This window comes from Rhodococcus koreensis (assembly GCF_017068375.1).
GTDB classification, from domain to species: Bacteria; Actinomycetota; Actinomycetes; order Mycobacteriales; family Mycobacteriaceae; genus Rhodococcus_F; species Rhodococcus_F koreensis.
Genome location: NZ_CP070609.1, coordinates 5,397,272 through 5,415,094, shown reverse-complemented (window position 1 = coordinate 5,415,094; position 17,823 = coordinate 5,397,272). Strand labels below are relative to the sequence as shown.

The 17,823-nt window shown below is 67.7% G+C and carries 11 protein-coding genes and 1 pseudogene; 10 read left to right on the top strand and 2 right to left on the bottom strand.

Annotated elements, in window-relative coordinates:
* Positions 1-5 precede the first annotated feature (5 nt).
* From JWS14_RS24800 to JWS14_RS24770, 7 genes are all read left to right on the top strand, one after another.
* Entirely contained in the window at positions 6-1,433 is a 1,428-nt protein-coding gene (locus tag JWS14_RS24800) for an FGGY family carbohydrate kinase (protein WP_206014618.1), read from the top strand.
* On the top strand, positions 1,430-2,860 hold the full coding sequence (locus JWS14_RS24795) for an NAD(P)/FAD-dependent oxidoreductase (protein ID WP_206014617.1): 1,431 nt from the start codon (positions 1,430-1,432) through the stop codon (positions 2,858-2,860). Before JWS14_RS24800 ends, JWS14_RS24795 begins: the two co-directional genes overlap by 4 nt.
* Complete coding sequence (locus JWS14_RS24790; RefSeq protein ID WP_206014616.1) at positions 2,857-4,188, top strand: NAD(P)/FAD-dependent oxidoreductase; 1,332 nt, start codon at positions 2,857-2,859, stop codon at positions 4,186-4,188. Before JWS14_RS24795 ends, JWS14_RS24790 begins: the two co-directional genes overlap by 4 nt.
* A 269-nt stretch (positions 4,189-4,457) precedes the next feature.
* Positions 4,458-5,798: an MFS transporter gene (locus JWS14_RS24785; RefSeq protein ID WP_072939224.1), complete on the top strand. Its 1,341-nt coding sequence runs from the start codon at positions 4,458-4,460 to the stop codon at positions 5,796-5,798.
* 176 nt (positions 5,799-5,974) lie between these two features.
* Positions 5,975-6,871: a dihydrodipicolinate synthase family protein gene (locus JWS14_RS24780; protein WP_072939226.1), complete on the top strand. Its 897-nt coding sequence runs from the start codon at positions 5,975-5,977 to the stop codon at positions 6,869-6,871.
* A gap of 93 nt (positions 6,872-6,964) precedes the next feature.
* Entirely contained in the window at positions 6,965-8,083 is a 1,119-nt protein-coding gene (locus JWS14_RS24775) for a 1-aminocyclopropane-1-carboxylate deaminase/D-cysteine desulfhydrase (protein ID WP_072939229.1), read from the top strand.
* 47 nt (positions 8,084-8,130) lie between these two features.
* On the top strand, positions 8,131-9,165 hold the full coding sequence (locus JWS14_RS24770; protein WP_072939232.1) for a proline racemase family protein: 1,035 nt from the start codon (positions 8,131-8,133) through the stop codon (positions 9,163-9,165).
* Positions 9,166-10,134: 969 nt separating this feature from the next.
* On the opposite strand, the pseudogene JWS14_RS24765 reads toward JWS14_RS24770, so the two are convergent.
* Positions 10,135-11,466 (bottom strand): annotated as a pseudogene (locus JWS14_RS24765) (MFS transporter); the annotation flags it as partial.
* A gap of 222 nt (positions 11,467-11,688) precedes the next feature.
* A complete protein-coding gene (locus JWS14_RS24760; protein ID WP_072939238.1) occupies positions 11,689-13,230 on the bottom strand; it encodes a PucR family transcriptional regulator in 1,542 nt (513 codons plus the stop codon).
* A 130-nt stretch (positions 13,231-13,360) separates the two neighbouring features.
* On the opposite strand from JWS14_RS24760, the gene hisD reads away from it, so the two are divergent.
* The 3 genes from hisD to JWS14_RS24745 all read left to right on the top strand — a co-directional run bounded on the left by hisD (position 13,361) and on the right by JWS14_RS24745 (position 17,799).
* Positions 13,361-14,686, top strand: coding sequence for a histidinol dehydrogenase (gene hisD / locus JWS14_RS24755; protein ID WP_072939559.1), 1,326 nt, complete (start codon positions 13,361-13,363; stop codon positions 14,684-14,686).
* Positions 14,683-16,077, top strand: coding sequence for an aspartate ammonia-lyase (locus tag JWS14_RS24750; RefSeq protein WP_083395643.1), 1,395 nt, complete (start codon positions 14,683-14,685; stop codon positions 16,075-16,077). Before hisD ends, JWS14_RS24750 begins: the two co-directional genes overlap by 4 nt.
* 135 nt (positions 16,078-16,212) lie before the next feature.
* Positions 16,213-17,799 (top strand): GMC family oxidoreductase, encoded by a 1,587-nt coding sequence (locus JWS14_RS24745; RefSeq protein WP_072939244.1) that lies wholly within the window; start codon positions 16,213-16,215, stop codon positions 17,797-17,799.
* Positions 17,800-17,823 lie beyond the last annotated feature (24 nt).

The following is a 17,823-nucleotide window of genomic DNA, read 5'->3' as shown; positions in this document are numbered from 1 at the left end:
AGATCGTGGCAGTCCTTGCCATCGACCAGGGCACCTCCGGGACCAAGGCGGTCGTCGTCTCCGACGACGGCGACGTCCTCGCGATCGCCGAGAACACCGTGCGCCCCACCTATCTCGCGGCCGGTGGCGTCGAGCAGGATCCGATGGACCTGCTGCACTCCGTCCTGGACGCCGGCCGGAAGGCGGTCACCCAGGCGGGAGTGCCGGTGTCGGCCGTCTCCCTCGCCAACCAGGGCGAAACCGTCCTGGTGTGGGATCCGGAGACCGGACGACCGCTGAGCCCGGCAGTGGTCTGGCAGGACCGCCGGTCGGAAACGCTGTGCCGCGACAAGGCGGCGGCCCGGAGTTGGGTCGAACAGCGGACCGGATTGATTCTGGACCCGTACTTCTCGGCGCCCAAGATGCAGTGGCTGCGCCGCAATGTCTCCCGCGAGGGAGTGGTCACCACCACCGACACCTGGATCGTGCGTCACCTGACCGGCGAATTCGTCACCGACACCGCCACCGCGAGCCGCTCGCTGCTGACCGGTCTCGACACCGGAGGGTGGGATCGGGAACTGCTGGAGCTGTTCGAACTCGCCGAGGAGCGGTTGCCCGAGATCGTCGGCAACGACGCCCTGGTGGGCAAGACCGATGCCTTCGGCGGGAGCGCCGCCGTGGGCGGGCTGATCGTCGACCAGCAGGCGGCGCTGCTGGCGGAGCGGTGCCTCGATCCCGGCACCGCCAAGTGCACCTTCGGCACCGGAGTGTTCCTGCTCGCCAACACCGGCCGACGCCCGGTGCGCTCGGCGTCCCAGCTCGCCTCCTGCGTGGCGTGGAACGTGCGGGGGCAGACCTCCTACTGTGTGGACGGGCAGGCGTACACCGCGGCGTCGGCGATCCGGTGGATACAGGACCTCGGGCTGATCGCGTCGGCGCGGGACCTCGACAGCACCGCCGCCGAGGATTCCGGAGGCACCTACTTCGTCCCGGCGCTGGCAGGACTGGCCGCACCGTGGTGGCGACCGGACGCGACCGCCTCGTTCACCGGGATGACCCTGTCCACCGATCGGGCGCAGCTGGTGGCCGCGGTAGTGGAAGGCCTGGCGGCGCAGACCGCCGAGCTGGTCTCGGCCGTGGAGGTCGACCTGGGCGGCCCGCTGACCCGGCTGCGCGTCGACGGTGGACTCACTCAGTCGCGGCGGTTGATGCAGGCGACCGCGGACCTGACCCAGATCCCCATCGACGTGTATTCCTCCTCGCATGCGACCGCTCTCGGTGCGGCCGCGTGCGCGCGCCTGGCGATGAATCCCGGCCTGTCCCTTGCCGACGCGGTCACCGACTGGACTCCCGCCACCACCTACGAACCTCGCTGGTCACCCGACCGCGCAGCAGAATTCCGACACCACTGGGCGTCGGCGGCACACGCGACGCTTCCCCAGGAGAAACGATGACTGACTCACCCACCCCCACCGACTACGACTTCGTCGTCCTCGGTGCCGGCATCGTCGGCTCGGCGATCGCCCGCGAACTGGCCGGATACGACCTCACCCTCGCGCTCGTCGAGGCCCGCGACGATGTCGGCGACGGCACCAGCAAGGCGAATACCGCGATCCTGCACACCGGATTCGACGCGAAACCCGGCACCCTCGAATCACGGATGGTCAGCCGCGGCTACACGCTGCTGTCGGCATACGCCGAGCAGACCGGAATTCCCGTCGAACACACCGGGGCGATCCTCGTCGCCTGGAACGACGAGGAGTACGACGCTCTGCCGAGTCTGCGGGACAAGGCCGCCGCCAACGGGTACACCGAGTGCGAAATCGTCGACGCCGACACCGTGTACGGGATGGTGCCCGATCTGGGCGAGGGTGTCCTCGGCGGTCTGACCGTGCCGGACGAGTCCATCATCTGCACCTGGACGACCAACCTCGCGCTGGCCACCGACGCGGTCGCCCGCGGGGTGACGCTGCGGACCAACACGCGTGCGGAGTCGGTGACGGTCGAGGCAGACCGCACCACCCTGCACACCTCGGCAGGCGACATCACCGCCCGCTGGGTGATCAACGCGGCCGGGCTCGGGGCGGACTTCCTCGATCAGGCCTTCGGCTACGACCGCTTCCACATCACCCCGCGCCGCGGCGAACTGCTCGTCTACGACAAGCTGGCCCGCCCCCTGGTCGACAAGATCGTGCTGCCCGTTCCCACCTCCCGGGGCAAGGGTGTGCTCGTATCGCCGACCATCTACGGCAACGTGATGCTCGGCCCGACCGCAGAGGACCTCACCGACCGGTCGGCGACGGGCACCTCGGCGAAAGGGTTCGAATTCCTGCTCGGCAAGGGCGCCAAGCTCCTGCCCCGGCTGCTCGACGAAGAGGTCACCGCCACCTATGCCGGGCTCCGGGCCGCCGCCGACTACGGTGACTACCTCATCGAGGTCGACACCGATCAGCGGTACGTCCTGGTCGGCGGGATCCGGTCGACCGGCCTGACGTCCGGAATGGCCGTCGCCGAGTACGTCGGCGAACTTCTCACCAAGGCCGATGCTCTCGGCGAACCCCGCGCCGAGCTGCCGGACCCGCCGGCGATGCCGAACATCGGTGAGGCGTTCACCCGCCCGTACCAGGACGGTGCGCGCATCGCCGCGGACGCCGAATACGGCAAGGTCGTCTGCTTCTGCGAGCGGGTCACGGCCGGTGAGATCCGTGATGCCTACGCCTCCCTCATTCCCCCGGCCGGGCTCGAGGGTCTGCGCCGACGCACCCGCGCCATGAACGGCCGATGCCAGGGCTTCTTCTGCGGAGCAGAGGTGGGCGCCCTGGCCGAGGGCTACCGATGCGCCGGCCGCTCCGCCGCCACGACACCGAAGGAAAACCGATGAGCGTCCCTACCTCACCACGCACCGTGGTCAAGACCGACATCGCGATCGTCGGTGGCGGCCCGGCGGGTCTGTCCGCCGCGACCCGGCTCGGCAAGGTCCACGGCCGCCGCGCCCTCGTCCTCGACCGGGAGAGCCGTGCCGGCGGAATCCCCAGGCACTGCGACCATCCCGGGTACGGCATCCGCGACCTCCACACCTTCATCGGAGGTCCCGCGTACGCCGAGCGCCTGGTCCGGTCGGCGACCGACGCCGGGGCAGAGATCCGGACCAACGCGACGGTCACCGCCGTCCACCCCGACGGCGCGCTCGATGTCACCAGCCCGGCCGGGCTGCTGCGGGTGGAGGCGAAGGCACTCGTCCTCGCGACCGGTGCCCGTGAGCGGGCCCGCCCGGCCCGCCTGATCCCGGGTGATCGACCCGCCGGCGTCTACACCACCGGGCAGTTGCAGAATCTCGTGCATCTGCACCACGGTCGCGTCGGCACACGGGCCGTGATCGTCGGCGGCGAACTCGTGAGCTGGTCCGCGGCAATGACACTGCGGCACGCCGGCTGCGACACCGTGCTGATGACCACGCAATACCCCTCACCTGAGTCGTACGCCGCCTTCAACATCCCCGGCAAGGCGCTGTTCCGGTTCGCGATCGCCACCCGCACCCGTGTCGTCGGCATCATCGGGCGCAAGAACGTCGAAGCGATCGAGATCGAACACCTCGACACCGGCGTCCGGACGAAGATCGACTGCGACACCGTCATCTTCACCGGCGATTGGATCCCCGACCACGAACTGGCCCGCAGCGCAGGCATCGAACTGGATCCCGGCACCAAGGGACCGCTGGTCGATACCGCCCTGCGCACCAGCGCTCGCGGCGTCTTCGCCGCCGGCAACGTCCTGCACCCGGTCGACACCGCCGACATCGCAGCACTCGACGGCACCTTCGTCGCCGATCAGGTGGCCGGCTACCTCGACTCGCATGCGCCCGCTCCCACCGGAGAGGCTCTGCGCATTCTCGCCGAAGAGCCGTTCCGGTGGGTATCTCCCGGCCTGCTGCGCCCGGGCGACCCGGCGCCTCCGCGACAGCGCCTGCTGTTGTGGACGGACGCGCTCGTCCGGTTCCCCAAGGTCACCATTTCCCAGAACGGCCGCGTCGTGACCACCAAGACACTGCCCTGGGCGGCCTCCCCCGGCCGCGTGTTCCGGGTGCCGTGGTCGATCATGCGCGACGTCGACCCGTCCCGAGGACCGGTGACGGTCGGCCTGGCGAACGCAACCCAGACCGCGCCCACGCTCAACGGGGTCGGGCAGTTCATCCCCGCCCGCTGCTCCTGACACCCGCCCGCATCCGCGATCGCTTCCTGCCCGCCCTGCCGAACCAGTCATCCTCCCGCGGTGTCTGATTCGGCAGGGCGGCTTTCGCACGTCCCGGGAGCCCGGCAGTCCTCACCTTCACCCCGTAAGCAGGTGACTGAGCGCGCGCGAAGCGGCTTTACTCGACGTTGACATTGCGTGTGACCCGGACAACAATCAGGAACGTCACTTGTCGACAATAGACCGCACTACAACTTGTGCGGGTGCCCACGAATCGATCGGAAGCATCCATGACAGAACACCAGGGCCATCTGCACGGCTCGGAGATGCGTCGAGCCATCACCGCGGCGGCCATCGGAAACTTCATCACCTGGTTCGACTTCGCGGCGTACGGGTTCCTCGCCGTACTCCTGGGGCAGATCTTCTTCCCCTCCGAAAACCCCGCCACCAGTCTGCTGGCGACCTTCGCCGCATTCGGGGTCGCCTTCCTGATGAATCCGATCGGCGGATTCGTCTTCGGCCGTCTCGGCGACAAGGTGGGCCGCAAGAAGATCCTGGCCACCGTCATCATTTTGATGTCGATGTCGACCTTCGCGGTCGGCCTGCTGCCCGGCTACGCCTCCATCGGCATCGCCGCGCCCGTCCTACTGGTGGCTCTGCGCATCCTGCAGGGCTTCGCCGCCGGTGGCGAACCCGGCGGTGCCGCCACGTTCCTGGTCGAGTCCGCCGCGCGGGGACGACGGGCACGCACGGTGAGCTTCTGGCACTGCTCGAGCTACCTCGCCAACGCCGCCGCCTCGATCCTCGTCCTGAGCTTGAACGCGGCCCTGAGCGACGACGCCATGTTCGCCTGGGGCTGGCGGATACCGTTCCTGATCGCCGGTCCGCTCGGACTGGTGGGCCTCTACATCCGGCTCAAGCTCAGCGACACAGCGGAATTCGAGCGCTTGCAGGCTTCCGGCGAGGTGAGTGAGTCACCCATCAAGGACGCCCTCGCCACCAGCCGGCGCCAGATCGTGCAAGTCGTCGGCTGCATCGCCTTCCAGGCCGCCGCCTTCTATTTCATCTTCGTCTACATGGAGACCTACCTGCAGGCCGAGGTCGGATTCTCGTTCGGCATGGCGTCCGCGTCGACGGTCACCTGCCTGGTGTCGGCCGCGGTGTCGATCTTCGTCTTCGCCCGCTTCTCGGACCACTTCGGCCGCAAGCCGGTCATCATCCTCGGCGCGGTGTCGAGCACACTGATCGTCTTCCCCGCCTTCGTGGCGTTCTCCACCGGCAACATCGCCGCCATCATGGTCGCCCACGCCGCCATGGGCGTGTGCCTGGCCATGTTCATGTCGGCCTCCGGCGCCGCGATGGTGGAGATCTTCCCCTCGAGAGTGCGCTACGCCGGCTTCTCCATCGGCTTCAACATCTCCGTCGCACTCTTCGGTGGCACCGCACCGTACTTTGCGACCTGGCTGATCTCCGCCACCGGAAGCCCGGTGTCCCCCTCGGTGATCCTGATCGTCACCGGGGTCACCGCGATCGTCGCCGCCGCCACCCTCCACGAAACCGCCGGACGCAAGACCGACGCCGTCATCGCCGCCCGTCCGGCTCAGTACGACCCGGTCCGGGTCGGCGAATGAGAACCCCGCCACCCGAACCCTTGACAAGCACCGCGCGCCACAGTTAAATTTCTATCGTTCACTTGTCGACAATCGTCAATCTACGACGGTCGAGGAGACGAGCGGGATCCGGGCCATCGACTCGGAGAATCCACGGCCCTCAAGTAGCCGACCAACCACGACACAAGGACACGAACATGACCAAGAAGCTGGGTGGCATCCTCGCTGCCGTTTCCACTCCCTTCGCCGCCGACGGCTCCGTCGACGAAGGCGCACTGCGCAACCACGTCGACTTTCTGATCGACAACGGTCTGCACGGTCTCGTTCCCGGTGGCAGCACCGGCGAGTTCGCGGCACTGTCCCTCGACGAGCGCAAGCTCGTCAACAAAGTCGTCATCGACCAGGCCGCAGGCCGGGTGCCCGTCGCCCCGCAGACCGGCTCGACCCGCACCGCGGACGCGATCGAACTGTCCAAGCACGCCGCCGACGCCGGAGCGGACGCGGTCCTGCTGGTCCAGCCGTTCTACGAGGCGCCCACCCGCCACGAGGTGATCGAGTACTTCGCCACCGTCGGCGAGGCCGCGAACATCCCGGTCATCGCGTACAACCTGCCCGGTGTCACCGGAATGAACCTCGACCGCCCGTTCTACCGCGAGCTGCTCGAGCGCACCGACGCCGTGAAGTACATCAAGGACACCTCCGGCTCGATCGAGCAGGCCTTCGACCTCATCTTCAACCTCGGTGACGCCATCGACACGTTCGTCGGTTGGGACACCATCGTGCTGCCCGCCTTCTCCGCTGGTGCCGCCGGATCCATCTGGGGTGCACCGAACTTCGCGCCCAAGGAGACCGTGGCGATCTACGAGCTGGCCAAGGCCGGCAAGTACACCGAGGCCCTCGAGATCTTCAAGCGTCTGTGGAACGTCCTCGACTTCCTGGGCAAGGAAGGCTACGCCGTGGCCACCAAGGCCGCCGCACAGGCCGTGGGTGTCGACCTCGGTGTGCCGCGCGCACCCTACGGCGAACTGCCCGCGGAGAAGAAGGAAGAGCTCACCAAGCTGATCGCCGAGACCGGACTGAACTACGGCAAGTAGACCGGCCCCTCACCGACTGTCGGCGATGTCGGCCCACCGCGGCCGGCATCGCCGACCCGAATCGCACGCGTTTCGAAAGGAGCGACCCTTCCCATGACACGCGCGCAGAGGCCGGTGGCAAACGTCTCCGTCACCGATCCCGTCTCGTACCTGATGCCCTGCATCGCCGACGCCCGCGCCCGAGAGATCCTCGCGCGGCGGTGGCGGTGCAGGATCAGGCTCACCGCCACCCCGACACCGATGCATCTGCTGCCGAACTTCTCCGAACGCCTGGGCCGTGAGGTCTGGATCAAGCGGGACGATCTGACCGGGTTCGCGGCCGGCGGCAACAAGTCCCGGAAGCTGGAGCTGATTCTCGCCGATGCGATGAACGCCCGCGCGACCAGCCTGGTCACCGTCGGGGCGCAGCAGTCCAACCATGCCCGCACCGTGGCGGCGGCCGCGACCGCGGCGGGCATCGACGCCCACCTGATCCTGGGTGGCCGTGCCCCGCACCGCCCCAGCGGCAACCTACTCCTCGACGACTTGTTCGGCGCCGAAACCCATTTCGTCGACGACCTCGACTGGACTTCGATGAGTGCGCACGCCCGGCAGCTGTGTGCCCGGCTGCGGGATCAGGGCAACCGCAGCAAACGCCCGTACCTCGTTCCCGCCGGCGGCAGCACCAGCTCGGGAGTACTGGCCTACGCCGCTGCCTTCCTCGAGATCCACCACCAACTCGATCTCGTCGACCGCACCGAAGCCACCATCGTCCACGCCTCCTCGACCGGCGGCACCCAGGCCGGGCTCGAACTCGGTGCCGCACTGCTCGGCGCCCCGGCGAACATCGTCGGCGTCGACGTCGCGCAGATCCACTCCGACCTCGGCGGACGGGTCCGGGACCTGGTGGCCGCCACCGCGGAGCTCGGATTCGACCCGCCCGCAGTGACCCCGACCGTGTTCGACGAGTACCTCGGTCCGGGATACGCACTTGCCTCGGACCGGTCGCAGGCGGCGATGACCGAACTGGCCCGTGACGAGGGCATCGTGACCGACCCGGTGTACACGGCGAAGGCCGTCGCCGCACTGTCCGACCCCCGCCTGACCGGGCCCATCGTGTTCCTGCACACCGGTGGTGTGCCGGCGATGTTCGCCGACGACGCCGCGGCCGCATACCCGGCTGTGCAACGCTCGAAGGGAAGGCCGCTCGCCGCGGCACAGAACAATTACTGACACTGCTTCGATGAACGCCATCGAAGCGCATCGGATCGGAGGAAGTCGTGCGGTGGAGCCGAGTCGTCAACGTGGTCAAGTGTCACGTGGGTGGAGAAATCAACAACGTCGTGACCGGCGGGATCGGTGACGTTCCCGGCGCCACCGTGTTCGAGAAGATGAAGCACTTCCGGGACAATCAGGACGACCTGCGGCAATTGCTGTTGCACGAACCCCGCGGTGCGGTCACCCACTGCGTCAACTACATCGTCCCGGCCACCGATCCGCAGGCCCAGCTCGGCTACGTCATCGCCGAGTCGACCGAGTATCCGGCCATGTCGGGCAGCAACACGATGTGTGTCGCGACGGCACTGCTCGAGACCGGGATGATCCCCATGGTCGAACCCGTCACCGACATCGTCCTCGAGGCGCCCGCCGGGCTCATCCGCATCCGGTGTACCTGCGAGAACGGCAAGGTCACCGGCGTCGAGTTCGAAAACCAGCCCGCCTTCGCCTATGCGGTCGAGGTACCGCTCGAACTCGACGGATACGGCACCCTCACCGTCGACGTCGCCTGGGGCGGCATGGCGTACGTGCTCGCCGACGCCGAGGCCCTCGGCCTGAAGTTGGTTCCCGACGAGGCCCGCGACCTGTGCGAACTCGGACAGAGGCTGAAAACCGCAGCAGCGGAGCAAATTCCGGCCCAGCACCCCACCAACCCGGAGTTCGCCGGCATCACCCAGACCGAATTCGTCGGCCCGCTGTCCCGCCACGAGGGCGTCCTGACCGCGCGTAACGCGGTCGTGGTCTCACCGGGGCGGCTGGATCGCTCGCCCTGCGGCACCGGCACGTCCGCACGTCTTGCGGTCCTGAAAGCGAAAGGCCTGATCGAGGTGGGTGAGACCTTCGTCCACGAATCCGTGATCGGCAGCCGATTCACCAGCCGCATCGACCGGCTCACCAGTGTGGGCGACTACGAGGCGGTCGTACCCCGCGTCACCGGGCAGGCCTACATCACCGAACTCAGCCAGGTCGGCCTCGACCCCGCCGACCCCTTCCCCACCGGCTACACACTGTCCGACAACTGGCCGACCGGACACTGACCATGTGAGTGGGAAAGTGTGCCGGGACACGCTTTCCCACTCACATGGGATTCGGCCGTTTGACGTCCCGGCCGGCACGCGCTCTCCGGAGATGATGACCGATGCCCGCGCCCACGGGCGGTCTTCGGCCAGGAAGGGGTTCTCCTGCGCCATCCACTCCTCGATGAACGCGGGCGGATCGACCCCGCGCTCGACACATCTGCGGTAGGCGACCACCGGGTCGGTGGACACCCAGATCGTGGCGTCGAACCATCCGGCTAGGTCGCGGTGGGTTGCCCCTACTCCTTCGACGAAGACGACGTTCGCGGTATCCGGAATGTCGATGGAACCGGGCCGTCCGCGTGCCACCCACCCGGGTGGACGGAACGAGACAGGCGCCCCGCACTGCCGGAGAGGGCAGAGGATGCCGTCGGCAAGAAGATGGTGCCAACCGAAAAAGGAGTGGTGCCAGGCTATGTCATCGGTATGGACGATTACGCTGTCACCGGTCGCTGCAGCGAGTCGAGCGGCAACGGTGGACTTTCCCGACCCACTCCGGCCATCGATTCCGATGACGATCGGGCGGTTCGTGTTCATCTGTCGTGTTTCGCAGAGGCGGGCGAGCAGTTCGTCAGGAGTCGTCTCGACCCAATCGAGAACCGTGACTTCGTTGTCACTCGTCATTGCGGGGATCCTCCTCCAGGATGCCGAGGAGCGCACGCACAGATTCGGTCCCGAGCCCATCCACCTTTCGCCGCAGCGGCAAGGTATCGAGAAAGGCGCCGGCCTCGACGCTTGAGTCGATGCGGGGCACGACAACGGCGACACGGTCGCGATCGATACTCGGGCTTCTCGTGCGATGTCCGCCATGCGCACCGAGTCTCGCAGCGGCGATGTCGTTCTCGGATGCATCTGCTCTTCTTCACGACGCTGATGCGGTTCAGCACACTGTCGAGTGCTGAACCGCATCAGTGGTTCGGTCGGGCCGGGTCAGCCGGCCGCGATGGGTCGTTGCTCGTTGTGTGCCTCGTTGACCGGCTTGTGGTAGCGCGGCACCAGGCGCATCAGGGCGGGACCGCCGATCGCGATCAGCGCGAGGAGGATGGCCGGCAGCAGTGGCATCCATTCGATACCGAGGTTGTCGACGACGACGGTGATCGCGGCCGGCCCGACCAGCATGCCCACGTAGCCGATCGCGTTGACGAGACCGATGTTCCGTCCCGCATTCTCCGGATCGCGTCGCCCGGCCGCCGACAGCATGAGCGGTGCCATGCAGGCCAGGCCGAGACCGAGCAGCACGAAGCCGGTGAGTGCGAGCGGGGCCGAGCCGCCCAGCATCGCGAGGAGAGCACCGGCGGCGCCGATGACTCCGCTCGCGCCGACGATGAGGCGGGCACCGAAGTACTCGGCCAGCCTGTCGCCGAACAACCGGCCGACGAACTGCGCACCCGAGTAGAGCGTCACTGCCGTCGCCGCCAGCCCTGCCGTGGTGCCGACCGCACGGCGAACGAATTCCTGGCCCCAGTCCAGGACCGCGCCCTCGCTCAACATCGACCCGAGCAGGAGCACACCGAATCCGATCATCACGAGCAGCGTCGCCGTGGTGGCCGACCGCTTCCCCGGGTGGGCGGGGTCGGCTGCGCCCGGAATCTCGTCCTGCTCCGGGGGCAGCAACTCGTCGAGGGAGAGGAGCCACTTGCCGAAGACGAAACCGAGGACCGACAACACCACGCCGATCGAGATGTAGGCGACGGCCGGGCTGTCGGTGAAGTGCCGGGCCAGCGCGCTGCCGACGAGACCGAGAACGAAGCCACCCGCCGGGTAGGCGGCGTGGAACGCGGACATGATGGGTCGCCCGTAGTACCGCTCGACCTGCACGCCGTGGGTGTTGAACGCCGTGTCGAATGCGCCGCGGAGCAGTCCGATGAGCACGCCGATCGCCATCGCTCCGACCAGTCCGTCGAGGAACGCGAGGGGGATGTAACAGAGCGGGTAGATCACCATCGTGGGCATGGCCGTGTTTCGCGGGCCGTACCGATCGATGAACGGGCCGATGGCGAAGCACCCGACGGCTGCGCCGATGCCGATCGACAGCGCGAGGAGGCCGAACTGCGAGTCGCCGCCGTCGCCCTCCCATCCGAGGTGACTACGCAACGAAGTGGTGCTCGTCGACCACATCAACATCACGGCGCCCAACTGGAAGAAGCCGAAAAATGTTGCGATTCGCGCCTTTCGCACGCGTGTATGGTCGAGCACGGGAGCGGTGCCTGCTCCATGTGTTGCCATGATTTCGTCCTTGCCGTAGGTCTCGGACCGCCGCGGGCGCCTACGGGGGTAGGCATCCGTTCAGCGAGTAGCGAGCGCGTGAACTTTCGATCAACACCGACTGGATGGCCGGAATCTTGGTGAAAACACTACGAAGGTGACGCGCCGCACAACAGGTACAGACCGTGTACCTCCCGCGCGCAGACTGCACAGAGTGAGAAGGCAGCGCCGGCGATGTCATGGTCGCCTGCTCCGCACTCATGGTCGCCCGCTCCTCACTCATGGTCGCCCGCTCCTGCGCGCCGCGACCGACGACCCCTCGAGCAGATCCAGCCCCTTCACCGCGAGCAGCAGGCTCTGCCGGGTGGCGGCGTCGTCCAGGGATTTACCCAGGATCGCGGCAATGCGGTCGAGCCGGTTGTACAGCGTCCGGCGCTGGATGAAGAGTTTGTCCGCCGCTTCGGTCTTGCGGCCGTCGACGGCGAGGAAGGCCCGCAACGTGGGGAGCAGCGGGGTCGTGGACTGCGCATCCTTCGTGAGAAGTGGGCCGAGTTCGTCCTCGACGAAGCTGGCGAGTTCGGGACCCTGCGCCAACGTCACGAGCAGACGTTCGACACCGAGGTCGTCGAAATGCAGCATCGGTGAGGCGGGCAGGGAGCGCGACACCGCGGCCGCACTTTTTGCCTGCGTGACCGCGACCTGCAGCATCGAGGCGGGCACCGCGCGGCTCATGCCGCCCCCGTGCTCCATCTTCCCGAGCAGGCCCGCGAGGTCGGCGCGTGTTCGCCCGGATTCCGCCGCCACCGCCACGACGTAGTCGCCCATGTCGGCGTTGATCGCCCCGGTGTCGGGCTGGCGGCCCCCGCGCGGAGCGGACGACTCGTCGCGGCCGTCCTTGTTCGCGATGACGACGACGATGTGTCCCGACCCCAGCTGATATCCGAGTCTTCCTGCCTGGTCGACGAATTCGGCTCCGGAGAGGTCGCCGATCAGCAGTCGCGTGATCAGTGCCGTGCTCCGCTGGTCGTCCCGTGCTTCCCGGCTCCGGTCGGTCAGCAAGGAGATCGCGACGGACGCGGCGGCGCGCTCCGCTGCGAACGTGGCGGTGGAGCGTGCGGTCGCGGGCCGGTCGGTGAAGACGTGGATCCAGCCCCAGGGCTGGCCGCGCATCAGAACCGGCCTGCGAACGCATCCGTCGTCGTCGCTGTGGAGGCCGCGCGCGTGCTTGTCCCAGTCCTCGATGCCGGCCTCCTCGTCGAACTCGCCGACGTACGCCATCACGCGGTGCGCGATGTTCTCGAGCACCACCGTGCCGTCGGTGAGTTCGGCCAGCGTCTGCACGATCGACAGGTAGTCGGCGCCGTCGAGCAGCAGGTTCGAGAACGTGGACTCGACTTCCCGCTCGTAGGTGAGCGCCTGCAGGCGCTTGTCGGTCAGGATCTCGTGCACCTGCGCCGAGACACCGGCGAACGACACCTCGCGGGCGAGGGCGATGATCGGCAGGTCGCAGGCCTGCCCTTCGGCGACTACGGCATCCGGTACGCGGTCGAACATCCGTCCCGACTCCTCGATGACGAGAGCGGCGGCCCCGGCATGAGCGGCTGCGCGCACGAACACCTGCTGCAGGGCGCCCGTGTTGCCCATTCCGAGCCCGGCGGTCAGGAGTAATTCTCCGCCCCGGAGGAAGCGGGCGATATCCGAGATCTCGGATGAATGCACCCAGCGGACCTCACGGTCGAGGCTGCCCGATCCGGTCAGGACACGGGCTCCCGCGTCCTTGAGGAGATCGATTTCGAGGGCATCGGCGACGGTGAAGACCATGAACAATGGTACACAGAACGTGCATGAACCGACGCAAATAGTTCCCACAATGCAACTGTCGGAAACGGTGTGGCACCGCAATGCTGAATGACAACAGATCCAGCCCCTCGCTCATCCGAAGGAAGCACCCATGTCATTCGTTCTCAAGGCCGCCGTCGGCGAACCAGCGCAGCGGGCGAGCAACCCCGCCGTGGTCGACACCGTCGCCGCCGTCATCGCCGACGTCCGCGCGAACGGCGACGACGCCGTCCGGAAGTACTCCGAGAAGTTCGACGGCTGGTCCCCCGAGTCGTTCCGGTTGAGCGAGGACCAGGTGGCGGAGATCGTGAAGTCCGTGCCGGAGACCGTCCTCGACGACCTGCGGTTCGCGCAGCGCCAGATCCGCAACTTCGCTCAGGCGCAGCGGGACTCGATCCAGGACATCGAGGTCGAGACGCTGCCGGGCGTCTTCCTCGGCCACCGCAACGTCCCGATCGACGCCGCGGCCGCGTACGTGCCCGGCGGCCGCTACCCGCTGACCGCGTCCGCGCACATGACCGTGCTCACCGCGAAGGTCGCCGGCGTCGAACGCGTCGCCGCGACGACCCCGCCGAACGCGGGCGAGGCACCGCCGATCAGCGTCGCCGCCATGCATCTGGCCGGCGCCGACGAGATCTTCGTCCTCGGCGGCGTCCAGGCGATCGCCGCCCTGGCACTGGGCACCAACACCGTCGACCCGGTCTCGATCCTGACCGGCCCCGGCAACGCCTTTGTGGCCGAGGCCAAGCGGCAACTGTTCGGTGAGGTCGGGATCGACCTGTTCGCCGGACCGACCGAGACGCTCATCGTCGCCGACGACCACGCCGACCCGTTCACCATCGCCGTCGACCTGCTGTCGCAGGCCGAGCACGGCCCCGACTCCCCGTGCGTGCTGATCACCACGTCCGAGGCGGTCGGCCGGGCCACCCTCGACCACATCGAGGCGCTGCTCCCGGGCCTGGTGACCAACGCCATCGCCGGTCCCGCGTGGCGCGATCACGGCCAGGTCCACATCGTCGACACCCTCGCCGAGGCCTACGCCCTCGCCGACGAGTTCGCGTCCGAGCACGTCCAGATCCTCACTGAGGACCCGCGCCAGGCCCTGACGGCCATGCGCAACTACGGCGCCCTGTTCCTGGGCGAAGGCACGTGTGTTCCTTACGGCGACAAGCTGATCGGCACCAACCACGTCCTCCCGACCCTCGGCGCCGCGAACTACACCGGCGGTCTGTGGGTGGGCAAGTTCCTCAAGACGCTCACCTACCAGGAGGTCCGCAATCTCGACACCAGCGCCCAGCTGGGTGAGATCTGCGGACGGGTCTCGCGACTCGAGAAGTTCGAGGGCCACGCCCGGTCCGGCGACCTCCGGGCAGCCAAGTTCGGTAACGCCCCGTTGGCATGGGGCGACATCCCGACGCGAGTGACCTCGGACCGATGACCCGTCTCGAGCACGATCTCCTCGGCGACCGGGAAGTTCCCTCCGACGCCTACTACGGCATCCACACCCTGCGGGCGACCGAGAACTTTCCGATCACCGGCATTCCCCTGTCCAGCCATCCCGACCTCGTGTCGGCGCTGGCAGCCGTCAAGCAGGCCGCGGCGCAGACCAACGCCGGACTCGGCCTGCTACCGCGGCGCGAAGCGGACGCCATCGCCCGGGCCTGTGAAGAGATTCGGGCCGGCGCCCTCCGGGACCAGTTCGTCGTGGACGTCATTCAGGGCGGTGCCGGCACCTCCAGCAACATGAACGCCAACGAAGTGGTGGCCAACCGGGCGCTGGAACTGCTCGGCCACGCCCGCGGCAGCTACGAGCATCTGCATCCGCTCGAGCACGTGAACATGAGCCAGAGCACCAACGACGTCTACCCCACCGCGATCAAGGCCGGTCTGCAAACCGCCCTGACCAGGCTGCGGGCGTCGATGCACGAGTTGGCGGCGGCATTCGCGGTGAAGTCGACCGAGTTCGCCGACGTCCTCAAGGTCGGGCGCACCCAATTGCAGGATGCGGTCCCGATGACCCTGGGGCAGGAGATCGCGACGTTCGCGCTGATGATCGACGAGGATTCGCAGCGGCTCGGGGAGGCGGCGACGCTCATCTCCGAGATCAACCTCGGCGGAACGGCGATCGGGACCGGTCTCAACGCGCACCACGAGTACGCGTGGCGGGTCCGCGAGCATCTCGCCGCGATCACCGGGATCGAGGTGACGACGGCGTCCGACCTGATCGAAGCCACCCAGGACGTCGGCGCGTTCGTCCAGCTGTCCGGGGTGCTCAAGCGCACCGCGGTGAAGCTGTCCAAGATCTGCAACGACCTTCGGCTGCTGTCGTCGGGGCCGCGCGCCGGCTTTGGTGAGATCACGTTGCCGCCCGTCCAGGCCGGCTCGTCGATCATGCCGGGCAAGGTGAATCCGGTGATCCCGGAGGTCGTGAACCAGATCGCCTTCCGGGTGATCGGGAACGACCTGACCGTCACGATGGCCGCCGAGGGCGGGCAGCTACAGCTCAACGCGTTCGAGCCGATCATCGCGCACAGCCTGTTCGAGACGATCGAACTGCTCACCCGCGGATGCGCGGTACTCCGCGAGCGGTGTGTCGTGGGGATCGGCGCGAACATCGAGCACTTGAAGAACAGCGTCGACGCGTCCATCGGCGTGGTCACGGCCCTCAACCCGCACATCGGGTACACCGCGGCCACCGCGATCGCCGCCGATGCACTGGCGACCGGTCGCACCGTGGCCGCGCTCGTGCTCGAGCGGGGTCTGCTCAGCCGGGAACAGCTCGACGACGTGCTGCGGCCGGAGAATCTCACTCGACCGCTCGTGCCCTGACGACCGCGAGCAGCTCGTCCCCTGCCGGGATGAGCTGCTCGTGTGGGGTTGACATCCACGACGTCGTCGCTAACCTTTAGTTATACGTATAACCAACTTCGTCACACCACTCTCTACGACCGAGGAGCAGGACCCATGAGAGACGCATCCGTGGGGGAGCCCACAGGCCCGAGCAAACACAGCTACGACGTCGTCATCGTCGGCAGCGGAATGGGCGGTGGAACGCTCGCCTACGCGCTCGCGGACTCGGGAGTCGATGTGCTTCTGATCGAGCGCGGCGACTTCCTGCCGCAGGAAAAGCAGAACTGGAGCCCGCAGGAGGTCTTCGAAGGACACCGGTACGCGAACGCCGAGCAGTGGTACGACACCGAGGGCAGACCGTTCAGCCCCGGCACATACTACTACGTCGGCGGGAACACCAAACTCTACGGCTCCTCGCTGGTGCGGTTCCGCCGGGAAGACTTCCAGTCGACGCAGCACGAGGCCGGCGAATCACCCGAGTGGCCCTTCTCGTACGACGACTTCGCGCCGTATTACGCACGCGCAGAACAGGTGTACCGGGTCCACGGTGACCACACCGACGACCCGACCCTGCCCCGCGACGAACCGTTCCCCTACCCGGCGATCGGACACGAACCGCCGGTGCAGGAGGCGGCCGACGCCCTGCGCCGCCTCGGATACACCCCGTCGAACATTCCGCTGGGCATCGACCTGCGCGAGGGCGGCGGCTGCATTCGATGTCGGACCTGCGACGGGTTCCCCTGTCGCGTGCTTGCCAAGTCCGATGCGGACGTGCGCTGCGTGCGTCCCGCCGTGGCCTCCGGCACGGTGGAACTGCTGACCAACGCCTACGCCGAACAGGTCCTGACCGACGACACCGGCATGCAGGCCACCGGAGTTCGGCTGCGGCACCGCGGGACCGAACTCGTCGTCGAGGCAGCCACCGTGGTGGTCTCCTGCGGCGCCGTCAACTCCGCGGCGCTGCTGCTGCGGTCGGCGAACCCCGCGCACCCGGGCGGTCTCGCCAACTCCTCCGGCATGGTCGGACGAAACTACATGGTGCACAACAACTCCATCATGGTCGGCATCAACCCGCTGAAGAAGAACACCGCCGAGTTCCAGAAGACGCTGTACCTCAACGACTTCTACACCCGCGGCACCGCCGAGCACCCCTATCCGCTCGGGCACGTGCAGCTGATCGGGAAACTGCAGGGCGAGATGATCAAGGGCCAACGTCCGCTGATCCCCAAGTGGGCGCTGAGCCAGGCGACGGCCCGCAGCATCGACTGGTGGCTGTTCACCGAGGACCTGCCCGATCCGGACAACCGCGTCACCCTCACCGCCGACGGCAACATCCAGATCGCGTGGACCCCCAACAACACGCGCGCCCACGAGGTGCTGGTCCGCGAGATGCGCAAGATCCTCCGCAAGATCGGGTACCCGTTCGTCTTCAGCGAGGGCACCGGCATCGAGGTCAACTCCCACCAGGCCGGCACCGTCCGCGCCGGAACCGACCCCGCGACCTCCGTACTCGACGCCGACTGCCGCGCCCACGACGTGCACAACCTCTACGTCGTCGACTCGTCCTTCTTCCCGTCCCTGCCCGTGATGAACCCCGCCCTGTCCATCGCGGCCAACGCCTTCCGCGTCGCCGAGGCGATCACCGCACAGCACCGCACGACCGCAGGCCGGACTTCCCCGGCCGAGCCCACGTCCGTCTGACACCGTCACCGACAGCTAGGAACC

What these genes read in the sequence shown, in the direction of transcription:
- JWS14_RS24780 (WP_072939226.1), top strand. Translation starts at nt 5,975, where the DNA reads ATGACCAAGAAGCTGGGTGGCATCCTCGCTGCCGTTTCCACTCCCTTC.
- JWS14_RS24795 (WP_206014617.1), top strand. Translation starts at nt 1,430, where the DNA reads ATGACTGACTCACCCACCCCCACCGACTACGACTTCGTCGTCCTCGGT.
- hisD (WP_072939559.1), top strand. Translation starts at nt 13,361, where the DNA reads ATGTCATTCGTTCTCAAGGCCGCCGTCGGCGAACCAGCGCAGCGGGCG.
- JWS14_RS24775 (WP_072939229.1), top strand. Translation starts at nt 6,965, where the DNA reads ATGACACGCGCGCAGAGGCCGGTGGCAAACGTCTCCGTCACCGATCCC.
- JWS14_RS24750 (WP_083395643.1), top strand. Translation starts at nt 14,683, where the DNA reads ATGACCCGTCTCGAGCACGATCTCCTCGGCGACCGGGAAGTTCCCTCC.
- JWS14_RS24760 (WP_072939238.1), bottom strand. Translation starts at nt 13,230, where the DNA reads ATGGTCTTCACCGTCGCCGATGCCCTCGAAATCGATCTCCTCAAGGAC.
- JWS14_RS24785 (WP_072939224.1), top strand. Translation starts at nt 4,458, where the DNA reads ATGACAGAACACCAGGGCCATCTGCACGGCTCGGAGATGCGTCGAGCC.
- JWS14_RS24790 (WP_206014616.1), top strand. Translation starts at nt 2,857, where the DNA reads ATGAGCGTCCCTACCTCACCACGCACCGTGGTCAAGACCGACATCGCG.
- JWS14_RS24745 (WP_072939244.1), top strand. Translation starts at nt 16,213, where the DNA reads ATGAGAGACGCATCCGTGGGGGAGCCCACAGGCCCGAGCAAACACAGC.